The 16059-nt window shown below is 54.5% G+C and carries 18 protein-coding genes; 14 read left to right on the top strand and 4 right to left on the bottom strand.

Annotated features, from left to right (window positions below):
• The 4 genes from AC2FNB_RS11685 to AC2FNB_RS11670 form a co-directional block, all read left to right on the top strand.
• On the top strand, nucleotides 1–468 hold a 468-nt coding region (locus AC2FNB_RS11685), incomplete at its 5' end, for a thiamine phosphate synthase (RefSeq protein ID WP_496746467.1).
• A gap of 51 nt (nucleotides 469–519) precedes the next feature.
• Entirely contained in the window at nucleotides 520–1413 is an 894-nt protein-coding gene (locus AC2FNB_RS11680) for a PfkB family carbohydrate kinase (protein ID WP_496746465.1), read from the top strand.
• Nucleotides 1410–2327, top strand: a complete 918-nt coding sequence (locus AC2FNB_RS11675; RefSeq protein WP_496746464.1) for a pseudouridine-5'-phosphate glycosidase — start codon at nucleotides 1410–1412, stop codon at nucleotides 2325–2327. The genes AC2FNB_RS11680 and AC2FNB_RS11675 overlap by 4 nt, the downstream gene beginning before the upstream one ends.
• A 75-nt stretch (nucleotides 2328–2402) precedes the next feature.
• A complete protein-coding gene (locus tag AC2FNB_RS11670) occupies nucleotides 2403–3080 on the top strand; it encodes a DUF502 domain-containing protein (protein WP_480750938.1) in 678 nt (225 codons plus the stop codon).
• Here the strand turns inward: AC2FNB_RS11670 and AC2FNB_RS11665 are convergent, their stop codons facing one another.
• The 3 genes from AC2FNB_RS11665 to AC2FNB_RS11655 all read right to left on the bottom strand — a co-directional run bounded on the left by AC2FNB_RS11665 (nucleotide 3081) and on the right by AC2FNB_RS11655 (nucleotide 5295).
• A complete protein-coding gene (locus AC2FNB_RS11665; RefSeq protein ID WP_496746462.1) occupies nucleotides 3081–4106 on the bottom strand; it encodes a patatin-like phospholipase family protein in 1026 nt (341 codons plus the stop codon). It abuts the gene before it with no gap.
• Between the two features lie 42 nt (nucleotides 4107–4148).
• On the bottom strand, nucleotides 4149–4922 hold the full coding sequence (locus tag AC2FNB_RS11660; RefSeq protein WP_480750936.1) for a 3-hydroxybutyrate dehydrogenase: 774 nt from the start codon (nucleotides 4920–4922) through the stop codon (nucleotides 4149–4151).
• Nucleotides 4923–5106: 184 nt separating this feature from the next.
• Nucleotides 5107–5295, bottom strand: a complete 189-nt coding sequence (locus AC2FNB_RS11655) for a hypothetical protein (RefSeq protein ID WP_480751008.1) — start codon at nucleotides 5293–5295, stop codon at nucleotides 5107–5109.
• On the opposite strand from AC2FNB_RS11655, the gene AC2FNB_RS11650 reads away from it, so the two are divergent.
• The 5 genes from AC2FNB_RS11650 to AC2FNB_RS11630 all read left to right on the top strand — a co-directional run bounded on the left by AC2FNB_RS11650 (nucleotide 5270) and on the right by AC2FNB_RS11630 (nucleotide 9517).
• Nucleotides 5270–7084: an extracellular solute-binding protein gene (locus AC2FNB_RS11650; RefSeq protein WP_496746469.1), complete on the top strand. Its 1815-nt coding sequence runs from the start codon at nucleotides 5270–5272 to the stop codon at nucleotides 7082–7084. The genes AC2FNB_RS11655 and AC2FNB_RS11650 overlap by 26 nt on opposite strands.
• Nucleotides 7085–7116: 32 nt before the next feature.
• Nucleotides 7117–7941, top strand: coding sequence for an arsenate reductase/protein-tyrosine-phosphatase family protein (locus AC2FNB_RS11645; protein WP_480751000.1), 825 nt, complete (start codon nucleotides 7117–7119; stop codon nucleotides 7939–7941).
• Nucleotides 7942–7967: 26 nt separating this feature from the next.
• Entirely contained in the window at nucleotides 7968–8444 is a 477-nt protein-coding gene (locus tag AC2FNB_RS11640) for an arsenate reductase ArsC (protein WP_496746459.1), read from the top strand.
• Nucleotides 8441–9100, top strand: a complete 660-nt coding sequence (locus AC2FNB_RS11635; RefSeq protein ID WP_496746457.1) for an aquaporin — start codon at nucleotides 8441–8443, stop codon at nucleotides 9098–9100. Before AC2FNB_RS11640 ends, AC2FNB_RS11635 begins: the two co-directional genes overlap by 4 nt.
• Nucleotides 9101–9292: 192 nt before the next feature.
• Entirely contained in the window at nucleotides 9293–9517 is a 225-nt protein-coding gene (locus tag AC2FNB_RS11630; RefSeq protein WP_480750933.1) for a hypothetical protein, read from the top strand.
• Here AC2FNB_RS11630 and AC2FNB_RS11625 read toward each other — a convergent pair whose 3' ends face one another.
• Nucleotides 9518–10141 carry a helix-turn-helix domain-containing protein gene (locus tag AC2FNB_RS11625; protein WP_480750932.1) on the bottom strand — a complete coding sequence of 208 codons (624 nt, stop codon included), beginning with the start codon at nucleotides 10139–10141 and terminating at the stop codon, nucleotides 9518–9520.
• Nucleotides 10142–10205: 64 nt separating this feature from the next.
• Between AC2FNB_RS11625 and AC2FNB_RS11620 the strand changes: the two genes are divergently transcribed.
• The 5 genes from AC2FNB_RS11620 to AC2FNB_RS11600 all read left to right on the top strand — a co-directional run bounded on the left by AC2FNB_RS11620 (nucleotide 10206) and on the right by AC2FNB_RS11600 (nucleotide 16055).
• The gene (locus AC2FNB_RS11620; protein ID WP_496746455.1) at nucleotides 10206–11723 is read left to right on the top strand and encodes a class I adenylate-forming enzyme family protein; all 1518 of its coding nucleotides are present in this window, start codon (nucleotides 10206–10208) and stop codon (nucleotides 11721–11723) included.
• Nucleotides 11720–12379 (top strand): DsbA family oxidoreductase, encoded by a 660-nt coding sequence (locus AC2FNB_RS11615; protein WP_480750930.1) that lies wholly within the window; start codon nucleotides 11720–11722, stop codon nucleotides 12377–12379. The genes AC2FNB_RS11620 and AC2FNB_RS11615 overlap by 4 nt, the downstream gene beginning before the upstream one ends.
• Nucleotides 12380–12454: 75 nt before the next feature.
• Entirely contained in the window at nucleotides 12455–13663 is a 1209-nt protein-coding gene (locus AC2FNB_RS11610; RefSeq protein ID WP_496746453.1) for a multidrug effflux MFS transporter, read from the top strand.
• A gap of 53 nt (nucleotides 13664–13716) precedes the next feature.
• Nucleotides 13717–15381 (top strand): tetratricopeptide repeat protein, encoded by a 1665-nt coding sequence (locus tag AC2FNB_RS11605; RefSeq protein ID WP_496746451.1) that lies wholly within the window; start codon nucleotides 13717–13719, stop codon nucleotides 15379–15381.
• A gap of 131 nt (nucleotides 15382–15512) precedes the next feature.
• A complete protein-coding gene (locus tag AC2FNB_RS11600; RefSeq protein WP_496746449.1) occupies nucleotides 15513–16055 on the top strand; it encodes an SH3 domain-containing protein in 543 nt (180 codons plus the stop codon).
• The last annotated feature ends 4 nt before the right edge of the window (nucleotides 16056–16059 follow it).

The raw sequence follows: 16059 nt of genomic DNA, 5'->3' as shown, positions 1-16059 counted from the left end.
CGAGCGGCTGACGCTTGCCGTGAAGTCGCGCATGCGCGCGACGTCGCTTTGGTGATTTCGAACCATGTCCTGTTGGCGCAAAGACTGGGGTTAGACGGCGTTCATCTGGACGACGCCGCCCGCTCAATCCGCAGCGCCCGCAAAGAACTCGGCACCGATGCCATCGTAGGAAGTTTTTGCGGAACTTCACGTCACGACGGCATGACTGCGGGTGAATCCGGGGCTGACTATGTGGCTTTTGGCCCTGTCGGACAGTCGTCTTTGGGCGACGGTTCTGTTGCCGAACCGGGTCTGTTCGAATGGTGGTCCCAGATGATCGAGGTGCCGGTGGTGGCCGAAGGCGGTTTGACCGAAGACACCGTGCGTGCACTGACCCCGCACACAGATTTTTTCGGCATTGGTGATGAAATCTGGTCAAATAACGATCCGCTGGCCAAGCTTCAGTCTCTGTTCGATGCAATGGTGTGAGCGGTAACCTTCCTGCTTGCACGACGGCTTTCCATGCGGCATGACAGCCAAATGAGTCAGAAAACCGACATTCTTTGCATCGGCTCGGTCCTGTGGGACGTGATAGGTCGATCCGCTAGCCATATGCGGCAAGGTTCAGATGTGCCTGGCAGGATCTCTCGCTTGCCCGGTGGGGTGGCAATGAATATTGCTATGACCTTGGTGCGGTTCGGAATGGCGCCCACATTGTTGACTGCTATTGGTCGCGACCCGGAAGGCGATGAACTGGCTCTGTCTTGCGCAAAGCTTGGGATGATTACAGACCACATATATCGTTCCGAAGACTTGCCTACCGATCGATATATGGCCGTCGAAGGCGCAAATGGTTTGATTGCAGCCATTGCGGATGCGCATTCGCTCGAGGCAGCTGGCGCCAAAATTCTGCATCCACTCATTTACGGCCCTTTGGGGACCGAAAACGCGCCATTCGACGGTTTGGTTGCGCTTGACGGAAACCTGACGCTTGCTTTGCTGGAAGAAATCGCAAAAAGCGCGGCTTTTTCCCACGCGGACCTGCGCGTTGCCCCCGCCTCACCCGGCAAGGCTGAAAGGTTGCTGCCATTCCTAAAGAACGGGCGCGCGACGCTATATGTCAATCTCGAAGAAGCGGGCCTGCTGTGCCAACAGGAATTTACAGATTCCGAAAGTGCCGCCCACTGCCTGGTTGAACGGGGTGCGCTGCGCGCCCTGGTGACCGACGGTGGTAGTTCTGCCACGGTGGCAAGCACAGAGAGCATTCTCACGCAAACACCACCGCCAGTACTTGTCACACGGGTAACAGGTGCAGGCGATACGTTCATGGCAGCACATATCGCTGCCGAAGCCACCGGGGCGAATGAAGACGAAGCCCTTGCCCGTGCCCTGCATGCGGCCGCAACTTATGTTTCCGGAGAAACACCGTTTTGATCGATCTTCAGTTTTCCAATGAAGTCCGCGCTGCCAAAGATGCGGCACACCCAATCGTCGCCCTCGAAAGCACGATCATCACACATGGGATGCCTTATCCTCAGAATGTCCAAGTCGCGGCACAGGTGGAACAAGACGTCCGCGATGCGGGTGCCGTTCCGGCCACCATCGCCGTGATCGAAGGTCAACTACGCATCGGGCTTGAGCCGCAGCAGCTAACTGCGCTGGGTCAGGCGCAAGGCGTTGCCAAAATCTCGCGCGCGGACATGGCCGTCTGCATCTCGTCCGGTAACACCGGCGCAACCACCGTGGCTGCGACAATGATCGCCGCGCGCTACGCCGGGATCGAGGTATTTGCGACAGGTGGAATCGGCGGCGTACATCAGGGGGCGGAGACCACATTCGACATATCAGCGGACCTCCACGAACTGGCTCAAACGCCGGTCACCGTTGTCGCTGCTGGGGCCAAGGCTATCCTCGATCTGGCGAAGACACTCGAGGTTCTGGAAACGCTCGGCGTGCCTGTAATCGCGCATGGACAGGATTTGTTTCCCGCGTTCTGGTCTGCACAATCGCCCTATCCCGCACCACTCCGCCTTGACAGCGTCGAAGAGATCGCCCGCGCGCATGCCACGCGCCGCGCATTGGGCTTGCCGGGTGGGCAACTGGTCGCCAATCCGATACCGGCAGCAGACGAAATTCCCGCCGCCGAACTGGCCCCGATCATTGCCGCAGCCCAAGCAGACGCCGACGCGCACAGGATTACAGGCAAGGGTGTGACGCCGTATCTGTTGCAACGGATTTACGAGCAAACGGATGGCCGATCATTGACCGCCAATATCGCACTGGTCAGAAACAATGCCCGGCTGGCCGCTAGAATTGCTCAGTCACTGTCAAACTTGACCAAGCTCTGATGGAATTGTTGCACCGCACTATTGTGCGGCTGCGACAAACTGCCTAACTAGATCGGCGAAATATCAGAGACCGCGATGAACACACCCTTTGACGAAGAACCGCACCGCCGCCCCGGTCTGTTTGCCAGACTGCGCGCGTCCTTTCTTACGGGGATCGTTGTCATCGCACCCGTCTGGCTGACTGCCTGGTTGATCCTGTCCGTCGTCGGCTGGATCGACAGTGCTGTACTGCCGCTGGTACCGCACCAGTTCCGCCCCGAGCAATACATCGGAATCAACCTGCGCGGCGTAGGTGTCATATTTTTCCTGTTCTTCACAATCATCGTGGGATGGGTCGCCAAAGGTATTCTTGGACGCTCGCTGATCCATTTTGCCGAGCAACTGGTGGCCAGGATGCCGGTCATTCGTTCGGTTTACTCGGGAATCAAACAGATTTCCGAAACCGTTTTCGCGCAAACCGAGAGGTCATTTGAAAAGGCCTGTCTTATTGAGTACCCGCGCCGGGGAATTTGGGCCATTGGGTTTGTGTCGATCACGGCTAAAGGCGAGATTTCGAAACGAACTTCTGCTGGCGAAGAGTTGTACAGTGTTTTTGTACCGACGACACCGAACCCAACCTCTGGTTTTCTTCTATTCTTCCCAGCCTCGGATGTGATCATTCTGGACATGACCATTGAGGATGCCGCAAAGCTCGTGATTTCGGCGGGACTGGTCTATCCCAATGACAAAGACCCCAGCCGCCCACCGGAGTGATTAGCCGAACATCGCAGGCAGGTCGACCGTGCTGCATTCGCCGATATCCTTCATATGCGCGTTCAGGAAGCGGTCCGCCGCGATTCGACCTGCTGTTTTCAGCCGGTTAAGGATAACAGGGGTTGGTACCAGTTTTGTGGCAACCGACAAGCTGTTCATCAGATCATCATCAGCGATCATGTGAACATGAACACGCTTCATCTCTCCTTTCTTCATTTTCCCTTGCTGCAACAGTCGTTGAACAAAGTTGATGGCGCGCAATTCCCGTAACAGGGACGAATTGAAACTGATCTCGTTAATCCGATTGTGGATTTGCTGGGGTGTGCGCGGGACTTCATCGCGTTCTAGAGGGTTGATGTTCACGATTATCACGTCTTCAGGCAACCCGTCGACAAATAGTGGAAAAAGAGCTGGATTTCCGGAGTACCCGCCATCCCAATACGCCTCCATCCGGCCCGTGCCTGGGTCTTTGATTTGGATGGCTTGAAACAGATTTGGAAGGCAGGCCGACGCCAAAATTGCATCAGTCGAAACATCGCGACCAGAAAACACCCGAATTTTACCGGTTCGAACACAGGTCGCACAAACGAACAGATCCGGTCCTCGTTCGGCGCAGACCTGGTTAAAATCGAACCCTTCCACCACTTGTGCCAAAGGGTTCACATAAAACGGCCCATATGAATATGGCGACACCATTCGCGACCATGTGTCGGCAACGGAAAAGGGAACTGAAAGCTCAATGCTCTGTGCAATATGTGCGGTTTCAAAAAATCGCATCCAATGCGCAATCCGCATATCGCCAACCGCACCCATGCGTTTCCATAGGTCATTCAGAGTTTGTCGAGCTCCTTCACGCCCGTTATTTGCCATTCCAGCTTTGAAGGCCGCCCCGTTCAACGCGCCTGCGGACGTTCCGGTAATCGCGGCAACTTCGATATCACTTTCATCCAACAGTCGGTCCAGAACACCCCAGGTAAATGCCCCGTGTGCGCCGCCGCCCTGTAAGGCCAGATTGATCCGTTTCAAGTCTCACCCTCCCGGTTACATTGGCGGCCTACCTGACTGCGACTAAAGCGCTGTCCAGCCACCATCGACGGAAATCGTTGTTCCGGTGATTTGGGCCGCAGCATCCGAGCAAAGAAATACCGTAGTTCCGCCAAGTTGTTCGACGGTGGCAAACTCCTTGGAAGGCTGACGTAGTAGCATGACGTTCTTGATCACATCCTCGCGGCTCATTTGATACTCTTTCATTGTGTCGGGAATCTGCGCTTCGACCAGCGGGGTCAGAACATATCCGGGACAAATCGCGTTGCATGTGATCGGTTCCTGCGCGGTTTCCAAAGCGACGGTTTTGGTCATGCCGACAATACCATGCTTGGCCGCAACATAGGCGGCCTTGAAGGGGGACGCAGTCAAGCCATGGGCCGACGCGATGTTGATCACCCTGCCCCAGCCTGCCTCTCGCATCTTCGGTAAGGCTGCAGCCATTGTATGGAAGGCCGAGTTTAGATTAATGGCAATAATTGCGTTCCACTTATCGACTGGAAAAGTGTCGATGGGAGAGACATGTTGAATACCGGCATTGTTCACCAGAATATCGCAAGACCCGGATTTTTCGATCAAGGCCCGACATTCATCTCCGTCCGACATATCTGCCTTAATATAACGCACCTCCACTCCGGTATCCTGAGCCAGTTGCGCTGCAAGCGCATGGTCCTCATCCCGGTCTGTAAACGAGTTCAGCACCAAGTCTGCACCCGCTTTGGCCAACTCCTTGGCGATGCCCAAACCGATCCCGGAATTGGAACCCGTGATGATTGCAGTTTTTCCCGACAAGGACATGATCGCTCTCCCGATTGAATGCGTAGTCAATGCAGAGATTGACATGCTGCACCTGCAAAGAAAACGGGGAAACGTATCTGTTGATGCGCAACTTCTGTCTGGCAGCTTTTGTCAAAAAGGATAAGCAGAACGCAAAGTCTCGAAGGCGATCTCGGAACAAAAAAACGCCCGCACGAAGCGGGCGTTAAGTTATTGAGGCAGGTTTCATACAGGCAAGAAACCTATCGAGCAGTGACTCCTTTATACGCAATTCCCCTGCGGCATCCAAGCTAAAAGTTTGAAAATATGGAAAACCATCGCTACGATGATCATCAAGAAAATAAGGCATGAGCAGGATTGTTGCCAAAGTGCGACCAGTTTTTTTACGCGCCATTCGTCCGTTTCTTGCGGGATTTACAGTAATTTTGGCTGTCGGAAATGCCTTTGCAGAATCGGCACACGGCATAGCTATGTATGGGCAACCCGCCTTGCCACCGGATTTTGTGTCGCTTCCGTATGCAAACCCGGAAGCGCCCAAAGGTGGTCGTGTCGTTTTCGGAAACACCGGCGGCTTCGACAATCTGAATCCATTTATCCAAAAGGGAACCGTTCCCTGGCAAATCAGGTTTTGGTCCTTTGAAGGCCTGATGGGCCGATCCTGGGACGAACCCTTCACACTTTATGGACTTTTGGCCGAATCAGTTGAAACACCAACTGACAGATCGTGGGTCGAATTCACCCTCAGGAAAGACGCGCGATTCTCGGATGGCAGCCCTGTTACTGTCGAGGACGTGATCTGGTCTTACGAGATCTTGGGAACAGAAGGGCATCTACGGTACCGTGGATTGTGGTCCCAGATCGACCGCATTGAACAGACCGGGCCTCGTTCCGTTCGCATCACCTTCAACGCTGCAGACAGGGAATTGGCGCTGATCGCCGGGTTACGCCCCATTCTCAAAAAGGAGCAGTGGTCCGATAAAGATTTCGCCAATTCATCGTTGCAAGATATTCCGATCGGTACCGGCCCTTATGTCGTTGCGGATTATGAAGCCGGTCGGCAAGTCACCCTGAAGCGAGATCCGAACTATTGGGGAAAAGATCTGCCATTCCGGCGTGGAACAATGAACTTCGACGAGTTGCGGATCGAATTCTATGGCGACGAAACCGTGCTTTTCGAAGCGTTCAAAGCTGGTGAGTTGACCGCTGTCCGCGAGTTCAACGCCGAAAGGTGGGATGCCCAATACGATTTTCCTGCCATTCGCCGAGGAGATATCGTCAAGACCGAAATCCCCCACGGTAAACCGTCTGGGATTACCGGATTTGTTTTGAATACGCGCAAGGCGCCATTTGACAACTGGCGCGTACGTGAAGCTTTGATGCTTGCCTTCAATTTCGAATACATTAACGACACGATTACCGGAGGCGCGCAGCAGCGGATCTCGTCCTATTTTTCGGGTTCCGATCTTGCCATGCGGCCGGGACCTGCAGAGGGCGCTGTTCGCGATTTGTTGACGCCCTTTTCTGACGATCTTCTTCCTGGCGCTTTGGAAGGGTACGTACTGCCTGAAAGCGATGGATCGGCACGTAATCGCAAAAACCTTCGCGAAGCCGCCAATATGTTGGCAGAGGCGGGTTGGACCGTCAAAGACGGCGCCCTGTTCAATGCAGATGGAAAGCCTTTCAACTTTACCGTTCTGCTTCGTCAGGGCGATACCGACATGCAAACCGTTATCGAGATCTACTCTCGCGCGCTGGAACGGTTGGGCATTGGCCTTACGGCGGAAAAAGTCGATAACGCGCAATATGCGGGGCGATTGGCGGAATTGGATTTCGACATGACACCATTCCGCCGCGAATTGTCTTTGTCACCCGGAAACGAGCAACGATTGTATTGGGGCAGTCAGGGTGCAGATTCAGCTGGCACCAGAAATCTGATGGGGCTGTCCTCTCCCGCAGCGGACGCAATGATCAATGCAATCCTGGCGGCCGAAACGCGGGAAGATTTTCTTGCAGCAACCCGTGCGCTGGATCGGGTGTTAACATCGGGCCGTTATGTGATACCGATCTGGAATTTTGATGTCGGACGTATCGCGCATGCTAAGGAACTGAAGTACCCCGATCACATCCCAATTTACGGCGACGGACCACAGTATATGCCTGAAGTTTGGTGGTATGAGGATTGACGGCCGCCATTTATTTCCATATTTCCGGAAATATGGAAATAAAGCTATGCGACAAACTAAACGCCCTTGCCCACCCCAACCGGCTTGATCTGTTCCGGCTGTTAATGCGCCGATTCCCCGAGGCCGTGCCAGCGGGACAGATTGCCGAGGCATTAGGTCTCAAGCCGAACACAACTTCTGCATATCTAGGCTCCCTCAGGAGTGCTGGATTAATAGAGCAGAAACGTGAAGGGACCACGCTCAACTACAGCGCAAATCTGGATGAAATCCGCGGTTTGTTTTCCGGCTTGCTTGGGGATTGCTGCCGGAACCGTCCTGATCTTTGCATTTCTCTGTCAGGAGACCCTTTGATGACAGACCAGTCCCGTGTTTTTAACGCGCTATTCATTTGCACCGGAAACTCTGCGCGTTCGATCATGGCCGAAGCAATCTTGCAACGGGAAGGCCGTGGTTTATTCAACGCCTATTCGGCTGGAACTGCGCCTTCCGCAAACCCGCACTCGGAAGTGCTGGAACTGTTGGAAAGCAAAGGCTACGACACAGCCAGCTTGCGTTCAAAATCCCTTGACGAATTCGCTTCTGAAGATACCCCAAAGATGGATTTCGTTTTCACCGTCTGCGATCATGCGGCAAACGAAGCCTGCCCAGCTTGGCCAGGACACCCCATGAGCGCCCATTGGGGGCTGCCAGATCCGGTCAAAGCCGCAGGCACAGACGCACAAAAACACCTCGCATTTCAGCAAGCTTTCGGGCTTTTGCGAAATCGGATCATGACATTTGTCAGCTTACCTTTCGAAACGCTCGACCGGATATCACTGCAACACAAGGTCGACGACATTGGTCGGATGACCGATTGAATCTGCACCGCCACCAAGGAAAATCAATGAACATCCTCGTTCTCTGCACCGGCAACTCTGCCCGGTCAATCCTTTTGGAGTCCATCTTGAACACTATGGGAACCGGCCGCGTACACGCCTATTCCGCAGGCTCCAATCCCACCGGAAAAGTGCATCCTCAGTCCTTAACCTTGCTCGCTGAAATGGGCCATGACACAACACGCACCCGTTCTAAAAGCTGGGACGAATTCGCGACTTCTTCCGCGCCGCAGATGGATATTGTCATCACCGTCTGCGGTTCTGCCGCCAATGAAACCTGCCCAGTTTGGCCTGGGGCACCAATCCGTGCGCATTGGGGGGTCGAAGACCCGGCTGCTAGGGCAGAGCCAGAGTGGAGTAGCGCGTTTCGTAAGGCGTACGAAGTTCTGGAGCGACGAGCCGCAGCGCTTTTGAGACTACCGATCGAGATCATGGATAAATCCGAACTTTCTGCTCAATTGAACCGTATCGGAGACAGTCAATGAACCCCCGCGCGTATTTTGCCGAGTTTCTCGGCACTGCATTTCTGCTGATCGGTGTCGTCGGTTCCGGTATAATGGCCGACGGATTATCTGGCGAGAACGTCGGGCTTGCCTTGCTTGCGAACGCCATCGCCACCGGATGCATCCTGTATGCTATCATCACAACGCTCGGACCGGTTTCCGGTGCGCATTTCAACCCCGCTGTCACGCTCGCTTTTGCGCTTAGACAGGAGCATTCCTGGCACGCGGTCGTTCCATATATGGCGTGCCAGATTACCGGAGCGCTGGTCGGAGTTTGGGCCGCGCATTTCATGTTCGACCTCTCGATTCTCCAAACCTCAACGACAATGCACCGTACGGGCGCGCACCAATGGTTTTCCGAAATCATCGCTACACTTGGTTTGCTATTCGTAATTTTCGGCGGAATTCGGCACAAACCGGATGCTGTCCCGCCATTGGTCGGGCTCTACATTACCGGCGCGTATTGGTTCACATCATCAACAAGCTTCGCAAATCCGGCCGTTACGTTCGCTAGGGGGTTTACGGATACCTTCGCAGGCATCTATCCTCCCCATATCGTTATGTTTGTTGCAATGCAGATTCTTGCTGTATTTGTCGGGCATTACCTATTAAATTGGCTATTTGCCGATGAAAGTTAACGGACCGGCCGCCACTCACTCCAATGTCAGGTCCGTCAGCCCGTTGCGGATTTCCCGCGACGGGCGTACTTCTTTCGAAAGTACAACCGCAATAAGTGCGACACTTTGACCAGTCTCCACGGCAGCATCATATTCTTTACCCTACCGGAGGGAGGGGAGCGTTCCGTCAACACTCACTAGGAAAGCTCGCACATGATGACTTGGACGGACCTGACACAAGATTGGGCCACCACTTATGCCCGCGCCAAGATGCGGTTTCCCAACTTGCGTGATCAGGATATGCCCTTCGTAAAACAGGATCGGCACCGGTTCGAGGCATATTTGGCGGAGCGGCATCACTTAACGGTCAACGAAGCCCATGAAGAACTCGAAGACTTCCTGTTCACCGAAGAGTTGTGTCGCGAACTGAATACCTGATCACATAAGTGACGTGACCCAAAGGATCATTGCATCTTCGTCGCTAACCGAGATCACGTTATGCCCCATACTGCCGTCGTAATAGGCACTGTCGCCGCGCCTCATTTCGACCGGTTCATAAAACTCAGTATACAGCCGAACTACGCCCGTGAGGACATACATAAACTCCTCACCGTCATGACGCACCCAACCATCGAATTCCTCCATCGAACGCGCTCGGACACGCGCCCGGTAAGGCAGCATCTGTTTCTTGGTCAGGGTGTCTGCCAGCAACTCGTGTTCATATGTCGCCGTGGCATGCGCCGTTCCCGTCCCAGACTTCGTAACCGACATACGTCCAATGACCTGATCCCGCTGGGGCGGCGTAAAAAGTTGCGGAACCGATATCTGCAATCCAATTGCAAGCTTTTTCAATGCATCGTAAGTTGGCGACATCTGGCCATTCTCGATCTTACTGAGCGTCGATCGCGCCAGACCAGCTTGGGTGGCAGCCTGCTCAAGGGTCCAGTTCCTGGCCTTGCGCAACTCCCTGACACGGGCACCAAGATCAAGCGGTTCAACCTCTGTCGCGGCACCATTGTCCCGCGCGATACGGATAAGGGATTTGGGGTCTCGGTTTTTCATGCCTTTTCTATAGGGCCGGTCCAGTGCGCTTGCAACGCGCTGCGTCGCACGCTAGCCAATCGACATGCTGTCGATCTTTGACCAAGGTCCGCCACCGGCCTGCCCTACCCCCTTCAATTTGGCCGCGCATGTTTTGCGCAAGGCCGCGGCCTTATCCGACAAGATTGCGCTTTCCGTCCTGCACGGCACGGGAAGTGAGAATTGGAGTTATGCCAAGCTCGAAGCGTCTGTCCGGGGGACGGCGACGGGCTTGTTGGAAAGAGGTTTACAACCTGGCGATTTGGTTTTGATGCGGCTGGGAAATACGGTTGAGTTTCCGATTGCCTATCTCGGGGCGATAGCTTCTGGGATCGTACCAATTCCCACTTCATCACAACTCACTGAGGTGGAAACGGCAAAAATCATCGACGAGTTGCGACCTACGGCGGTTCTCCGCGACCCGACTGTCGCCTGCTCTGATCATCCACACCAGATTGGATTGGACGATTTGACCTCGATGCACTCTTTACCGCCCGCAGAATTCGAAATGGGGGATCCCGAGCGTCTGGCTTATGTCGTCTATACTTCTGGCACTTCGGGACAACCTCGGGCGGTCGCCCATGCGCATCGCGCAATCTGGGCGCGGCAGATGATGGTGGACGGTTGGTACGGATTGACTGAACAGGACCGGCTTTGCCACGCCGGCGCGTTTAATTGGACCTATACACTGGGTACCGGGCTAATGGACCCTTGGACGACTGGGGCAACTGCCCTGGTTCCCGAACCCGGCACTGACAGTTCAATGCTGCCTGCCATGCTGAAAAGTTCTGGCGCGACCATTTTTGCCGCCGCACCCGGCGTCTATCGCAAATTGCTGCAACAGAATGTACACTTAGCCCTGCCCGACCTTCGTCACGGGTTATGTGCAGGCGAAAAACTGTCACGCGCCCTTCACGAAAAATGGGTGAATGCGACTGGCAGAGAGCTCTATGAAGCGTACGGCTTGTCGGAATGTTCGACTTTCATCTCATCCAGCCCCGCCTCACCGGCCAAAGGTGATACCTTGGGGCGACCACAGCCGGGCCGACGGATAGCCATATTGGGGCCAGACGGCCCCGTACCTTGTGGCACAGAAGGAACGATCGCCGTTCACCGCACAGATCCCGGCCTGATGCTGACTTATCTGAATGCGCCGGACGAAGCCGAGGCCCGTATGCGGGGCGACTGGTTTTTGACAGGGGATCAGGGCGTTATGGATGAAGACGGACAAATAACCTACTTGGGTCGCGACGACGACATGATGAACGCGGGTGGATATCGCGTCTCTCCGGTTGAAGTCGAATCTGTTCTATCCCGTTTTCCAGGAATAACGCAGGTAGGCGCTGCTGCCGTCGAAATAAAACAGGACACGTTCGTGATTGCGGCCTTCTATACCGGACCTAAAAAACTGGACGATACAGGTTTGCGCAACTATGTGGAGGCAAATCTGGCGCGTTACAAGCAACCCCGCGCTTTCGTCTACTTGCCCGCCCTGCCGATGGGCGGCAACGGAAAACTACTGCGCCGCGCTCTGCCGGCCCATTTCAAGGCACCATCCAAATGACCAGAACTGTCAAGCTCGATATCCTGTCCGATCCTATTTGCCCTTGGTGTTATATCGGCAAGACACATCTGGATAAAGCGTTGGCAAAGGTACCGGATCATCCTTTCGTGATCGAGTGGCATCCATTTCAGCTGAATCCGGATATGCCCGATGAAGGAATGGATCGGCGTGAGTACCTGGAACGCAAATTTGGTGGCAAGGAAGGCGCCGTTCGGGCCTATGCGCCAGTGGTAGAGCATGCGGAACAAGCGGGCCTTACAATCAAGTTCGAAGATATGGAGCGTACGCCCAACACTTTGGATGCGCACCGCCTCATTCATTGGGCTGGGATCGAAGGAAAACAGAACGAGGCGGTCGAGGCTTTGTTCAAGGCCTATTTCGTGGAAGCTCGCGACATCGGTAATCACGAAGTCCTTGCTGACACCGCCGACAGCATCGGGATGGATGCTGCTGTTATCCTGAAACTGCTTAACTCCGATGCGGATCGTGAAGAAATCCGTAGTCGAGATACGCATTCCCGACAAATGGGCATCAACTCCGTCCCCACTTACATTGTCGCCAATCAGCATGCTGTTCCCGGCGCGCAACCTCCTGAACTTTGGGAGAAAGTGATCGGCGAAATCGTGTCTCAACTGGAGACTTCTTCTGCAAAATAGCACATAAATCTGTGCATTGTACCATATGGTTCTCTTCCCCCCGACATGATAGCGCGAATGGGTAAGGAGACGCCGATGGCCGACCGAATGTCCAAGGCCGAATTCATTGCGCTGATTGCAATGATGTTCGCGACAATCGCATTTTCGATCGACTCAATGCTGCCCGCGCTGCCCGAGATCGGAGCACAACTCAGCCCGGGCGACGTGAATCGGGCGCAGTTGATCTTGACCTCCTTCGTTTTGGGTATGGGCATCGGCACCTTCTTTACCGGGCCACTGTCGGACGCTTTCGGGCGCAAACCGGTGATCTTTGGAGGAGCCAGCCTTTATATCCTGGCTTCCGCAGTTGCATGGGCCAGTTCGTCGCTTGAGATGGTTCTGGCCGCGCGAGTATTGCAGGGATTGGGAGCCGCAGGGCCACGGGTTGTCGCCATGGCGATCGTTCGGGACCTGTATGCCGGGCGCGAAATGGCGCGGATCGTGTCGATCGCCATGATGATCTTTACGCTGGTACCTGCTGTCGCGCCGATGCTCGGTGCTGGTGTCATCGCAATGGCAGGTTGGCGTGGCATATTCATGTCCTTCATACTGTTCTCTCTTATCTCGATTACCTGGATGGGACTGCGCCTGCCCGAATCGTTGCCCCGCGAAAACCGACGCCCCTTACGGCTTCCCTTGATGGTCAGCTCCGCAATGGAAATGTTCACGCATCCGACTGTGCGTTTGTCGATCATCGTCCAAACCCTGTGCATGGGGGTTCTGTTCACCATGTTGACCATGGTGCAACCAGTGTATGATGTGATCCATGATCGGGCCGACAGCTTTCCTTTCTGGTTTGGCTTCGTGGCTCTGATATCTGGATCGGCCAGCGTCCTTAACGCAGCGGTGGTAGTGCGGGTCGGTATGCGCAGGATGGTGACATGGACACTTGCCGCCCAGATCGTGTTGACATCGCTTGTCATTGCCCTGAACTCTGTCGATCTGCCGCCGAATGCTTCTTTTGCTCTCTTTGTCGGCTGGCAGGCATCAATCTTTTTCATGGCTGGAACAACCCTAGGCAATCTGAACGCCATCGCGATGGAACCCATGGGGCACATTGCGGGTATGGCTGCATCCGTTATCGGCGCGATCTCCACGGTACTCGCTGCTGCAATTGCGGCTCCCGTCGGGCTGTTGTTTGATGGTTCGCTGACACCGCTGACATTCGGCACCCTCACGATGTGCATCGTCGCCTTTGCATTGATGCTGCACATGGGACGGATCGAGGACCACTTACCAGCATAACCTGTTTGATTTCGCACAAGTGGGCTACAATCCCCTCAAGCAAGGGGGACTTCATGAGCGCCTATTACGATCTTGGAACATATTCGAGCCCGGTAACAACTCGGTCTGCGCAGGCACAGCTTTGGTTTGATCGAGGTTTGATCTGGACCTACGGCTATAACCATACCGAAGCTGTCGCCTGCTTTGAAAAAGCAGCACATGCGGATCCGGACTGCGCCATGGCATACTGGGGCATCGCCTATACCTCCGGCCCAAATTACAACATGCCTTGGGAACGTTTGGATACCCAAGGTCGCGCTGATGCGTTGGCCAAATCTTATGACGCCACGCAAAAGGCATTGTCGTTAGTGGACGGTGTGACCCCGGCAGAATCCGCCCTGATTGGCGCTCTGCCAGCACGTTATCCTCAGCGCCATTTGACTGATGAAATGCACCTCTGGGATCATGATTTTGCGGATGCGATGCGGGCTGCGTTTGCCGAGGTTCACGATCACCTTGATGTTCGAACAATTTATGCCGAATCTCTGCTCAACCTGACTCCATGGCAGATGTGGAATTTGGAAACTGGCGAACCTGCCGAAGGTGCCGCCACATTGGAAGCGCAGAAGGTTATGGAATGGGCCATGGCCAATGACCCGGCCGCCATGTCTCATCCCGGTCTTTTGCATCTTTACGTACATCTGATGGAGATGTCCCCGACCCCCGAAAAAGCATTGAAAGCAGGTGATGTTCTCAGAACACTGGTGCCGGATGCAGGTCACCTTGTGCACATGCCGACCCATATCGACGTGCAATGTGGCCATTATCACAATGTGGTCCATTGGAACGAGGCAGCCGTCGAGGCCGATCTGAAGTATTACGAACGCGAAGGCGCGTTCAACATTTATACCGGCTATCGCCAGCACAATTATCACTTTGTGATTTATGGTTCCTTGTTCCTCGGTCAAATGGAACCGGCCTTACGCGCCAATCAAGGTATCTGGGACACCACACCCGAAGAGATGTTGCGCATCGAAAGCCCGCCCATGGCCGACTATTTCGAAAGTTACATGGCCATGGGGCCGCACATCCTGATCCGGTTTGGCCGCTGGGAGGAGGCACTGCAGCTTGAGATGCCCCAGGATGAGGATCTATTCTGCACCCTCGCAGCGACAACGCGGTATGCACGTGCTCTGGCTTTTGCGGCAACCGGCCAGGTCCGTGAAGCGGAAAACGAAGAAAAACTGTTCCTCAAAGCCGCAGTACGGGTTCCGGAAACACGTCTATTACATAACAACAGGGTTATCGATCTACTTGAAGTCGCAAAGGAAATGTTGCGCGGCGAGATCGAGTATCGGAAAGGCAACTATGACATCGCCTATTCTCACTTGCGCCATTCCGTCGAGTTGGACGATGGCTTGCAGTACGACGAGCCTTGGGGTTGGATGCAGCCGACACGCCACGCTTTGGGGGCCTTGCTGTTAGAACAAGGCCGTATTGAAGAAGCCGAAACAGTCTATCGTGAAGATTTGGGTTTAGCAGGGACTCTTGGCCGCGCGCTTATCCACCCGAACAATGTCTGGAGCCTTAAGGGGCTGTATGACTGCCTCAATAAACGTGGCGAACATGCTGAAATAAAACAGATTCACCAACAACTAAATTTTGCACTGGCAAGAGCGGACCGGGTAGTCGGCGCATCATGTTTCTGTGCTCGGGCTGCAATGAAGGCTGCGGAATGAGATTCTGGATACTACTGTCACTTACTGTTTTTGCCACTCATGCACTCGCTGAACGCCAATCCTTTCCACCTACAGACGAAGCCGGAAGCGACCCAGACCTCGAGGTATTCCGCAAAGGTCTTAGGATAGCAGTGGCTAATCGTGATGTCGAAACTGTTGTGGCCTCGGCATGCCCGGACATTCACCTCAGCCTCGGAGGCCAGGGTGGCCCAGAGGAGCTTCGCCTGAACCTCACTCTACCGCCGGAAACCCTGTCCGAAGAGTTTCAACACGAGGCCGATGAGTTGCGCGCAGAATACTGGACCGCACTTTCGGATACGCTTGAAGCGCCGGGATATTTCGATGAACAGGGCGAGTTCTGGATGCCTTATCAGTGGCAGATCAGGTTGCCTGCAGATGTCGACCCATTTGATACGTATTTTGTGACCGGAGAGAGAGTAGCTTTGCGCTCGGAAGGCACTTCAGACGCTACGATCCTTGATCTCATCAGTCACGAAGTCGTTTTCGCGTTCGGTTTCGATCCTGACGCCGACTACCAAAAAATCCGGCTTACAGACGGGGCGGAAGGCTACATGCACCGCGACTTTTTATGGTCCATGGTTGGGTATCGTGCAGCCTTCGCAAAATCACCAAACGGTGACTGGCAACTGTGCACCTTTGTTGCAGGAGACTGACGTC

Source organism: Ruegeria sp. BHSB058 (assembly GCF_059613285.1).
The sequence above is the reverse complement of the archived record's forward strand: the minus strand, read 5'-3'. Positions and strand labels throughout refer to the sequence as shown.

Bases quoted from the DNA above. Each gene is read 5' to 3' on its own strand.
- AC2FNB_RS11605 (WP_496746451.1), top strand. From the start codon at position 13,717: ATGAGCGCCTATTACGATCTTGGAACATATTCGAGCCCGGTAACAACT.
- AC2FNB_RS11640 (WP_496746459.1), top strand. From the start codon at position 7,968: ATGAACATCCTCGTTCTCTGCACCGGCAACTCTGCCCGGTCAATCCTT.
- AC2FNB_RS11625 (WP_480750932.1), bottom strand. From the start codon at position 10,141: ATGAAAAACCGAGACCCCAAATCCCTTATCCGTATCGCGCGGGACAAT.
- AC2FNB_RS11610 (WP_496746453.1), top strand. From the start codon at position 12,455: ATGGCCGACCGAATGTCCAAGGCCGAATTCATTGCGCTGATTGCAATG.
- AC2FNB_RS11615 (WP_480750930.1), top strand. From the start codon at position 11,720: ATGACCAGAACTGTCAAGCTCGATATCCTGTCCGATCCTATTTGCCCT.
- AC2FNB_RS11670 (WP_480750938.1), top strand. From the start codon at position 2,403: ATGAACACACCCTTTGACGAAGAACCGCACCGCCGCCCCGGTCTGTTT.
- AC2FNB_RS11645 (WP_480751000.1), top strand. From the start codon at position 7,117: ATGGAAATAAAGCTATGCGACAAACTAAACGCCCTTGCCCACCCCAAC.
- AC2FNB_RS11655 (WP_480751008.1), bottom strand. From the start codon at position 5,295: ATGGCGCGTAAAAAAACTGGTCGCACTTTGGCAACAATCCTGCTCATG.
- AC2FNB_RS11620 (WP_496746455.1), top strand. From the start codon at position 10,206: ATGCTGTCGATCTTTGACCAAGGTCCGCCACCGGCCTGCCCTACCCCC.
- AC2FNB_RS11680 (WP_496746465.1), top strand. From the start codon at position 520: ATGAGTCAGAAAACCGACATTCTTTGCATCGGCTCGGTCCTGTGGGAC.
- AC2FNB_RS11660 (WP_480750936.1), bottom strand. From the start codon at position 4,922: ATGTCCTTGTCGGGAAAAACTGCAATCATCACGGGTTCCAATTCCGGG.
- AC2FNB_RS11635 (WP_496746457.1), top strand. From the start codon at position 8,441: ATGAACCCCCGCGCGTATTTTGCCGAGTTTCTCGGCACTGCATTTCTG.
- AC2FNB_RS11630 (WP_480750933.1), top strand. From the start codon at position 9,293: ATGATGACTTGGACGGACCTGACACAAGATTGGGCCACCACTTATGCC.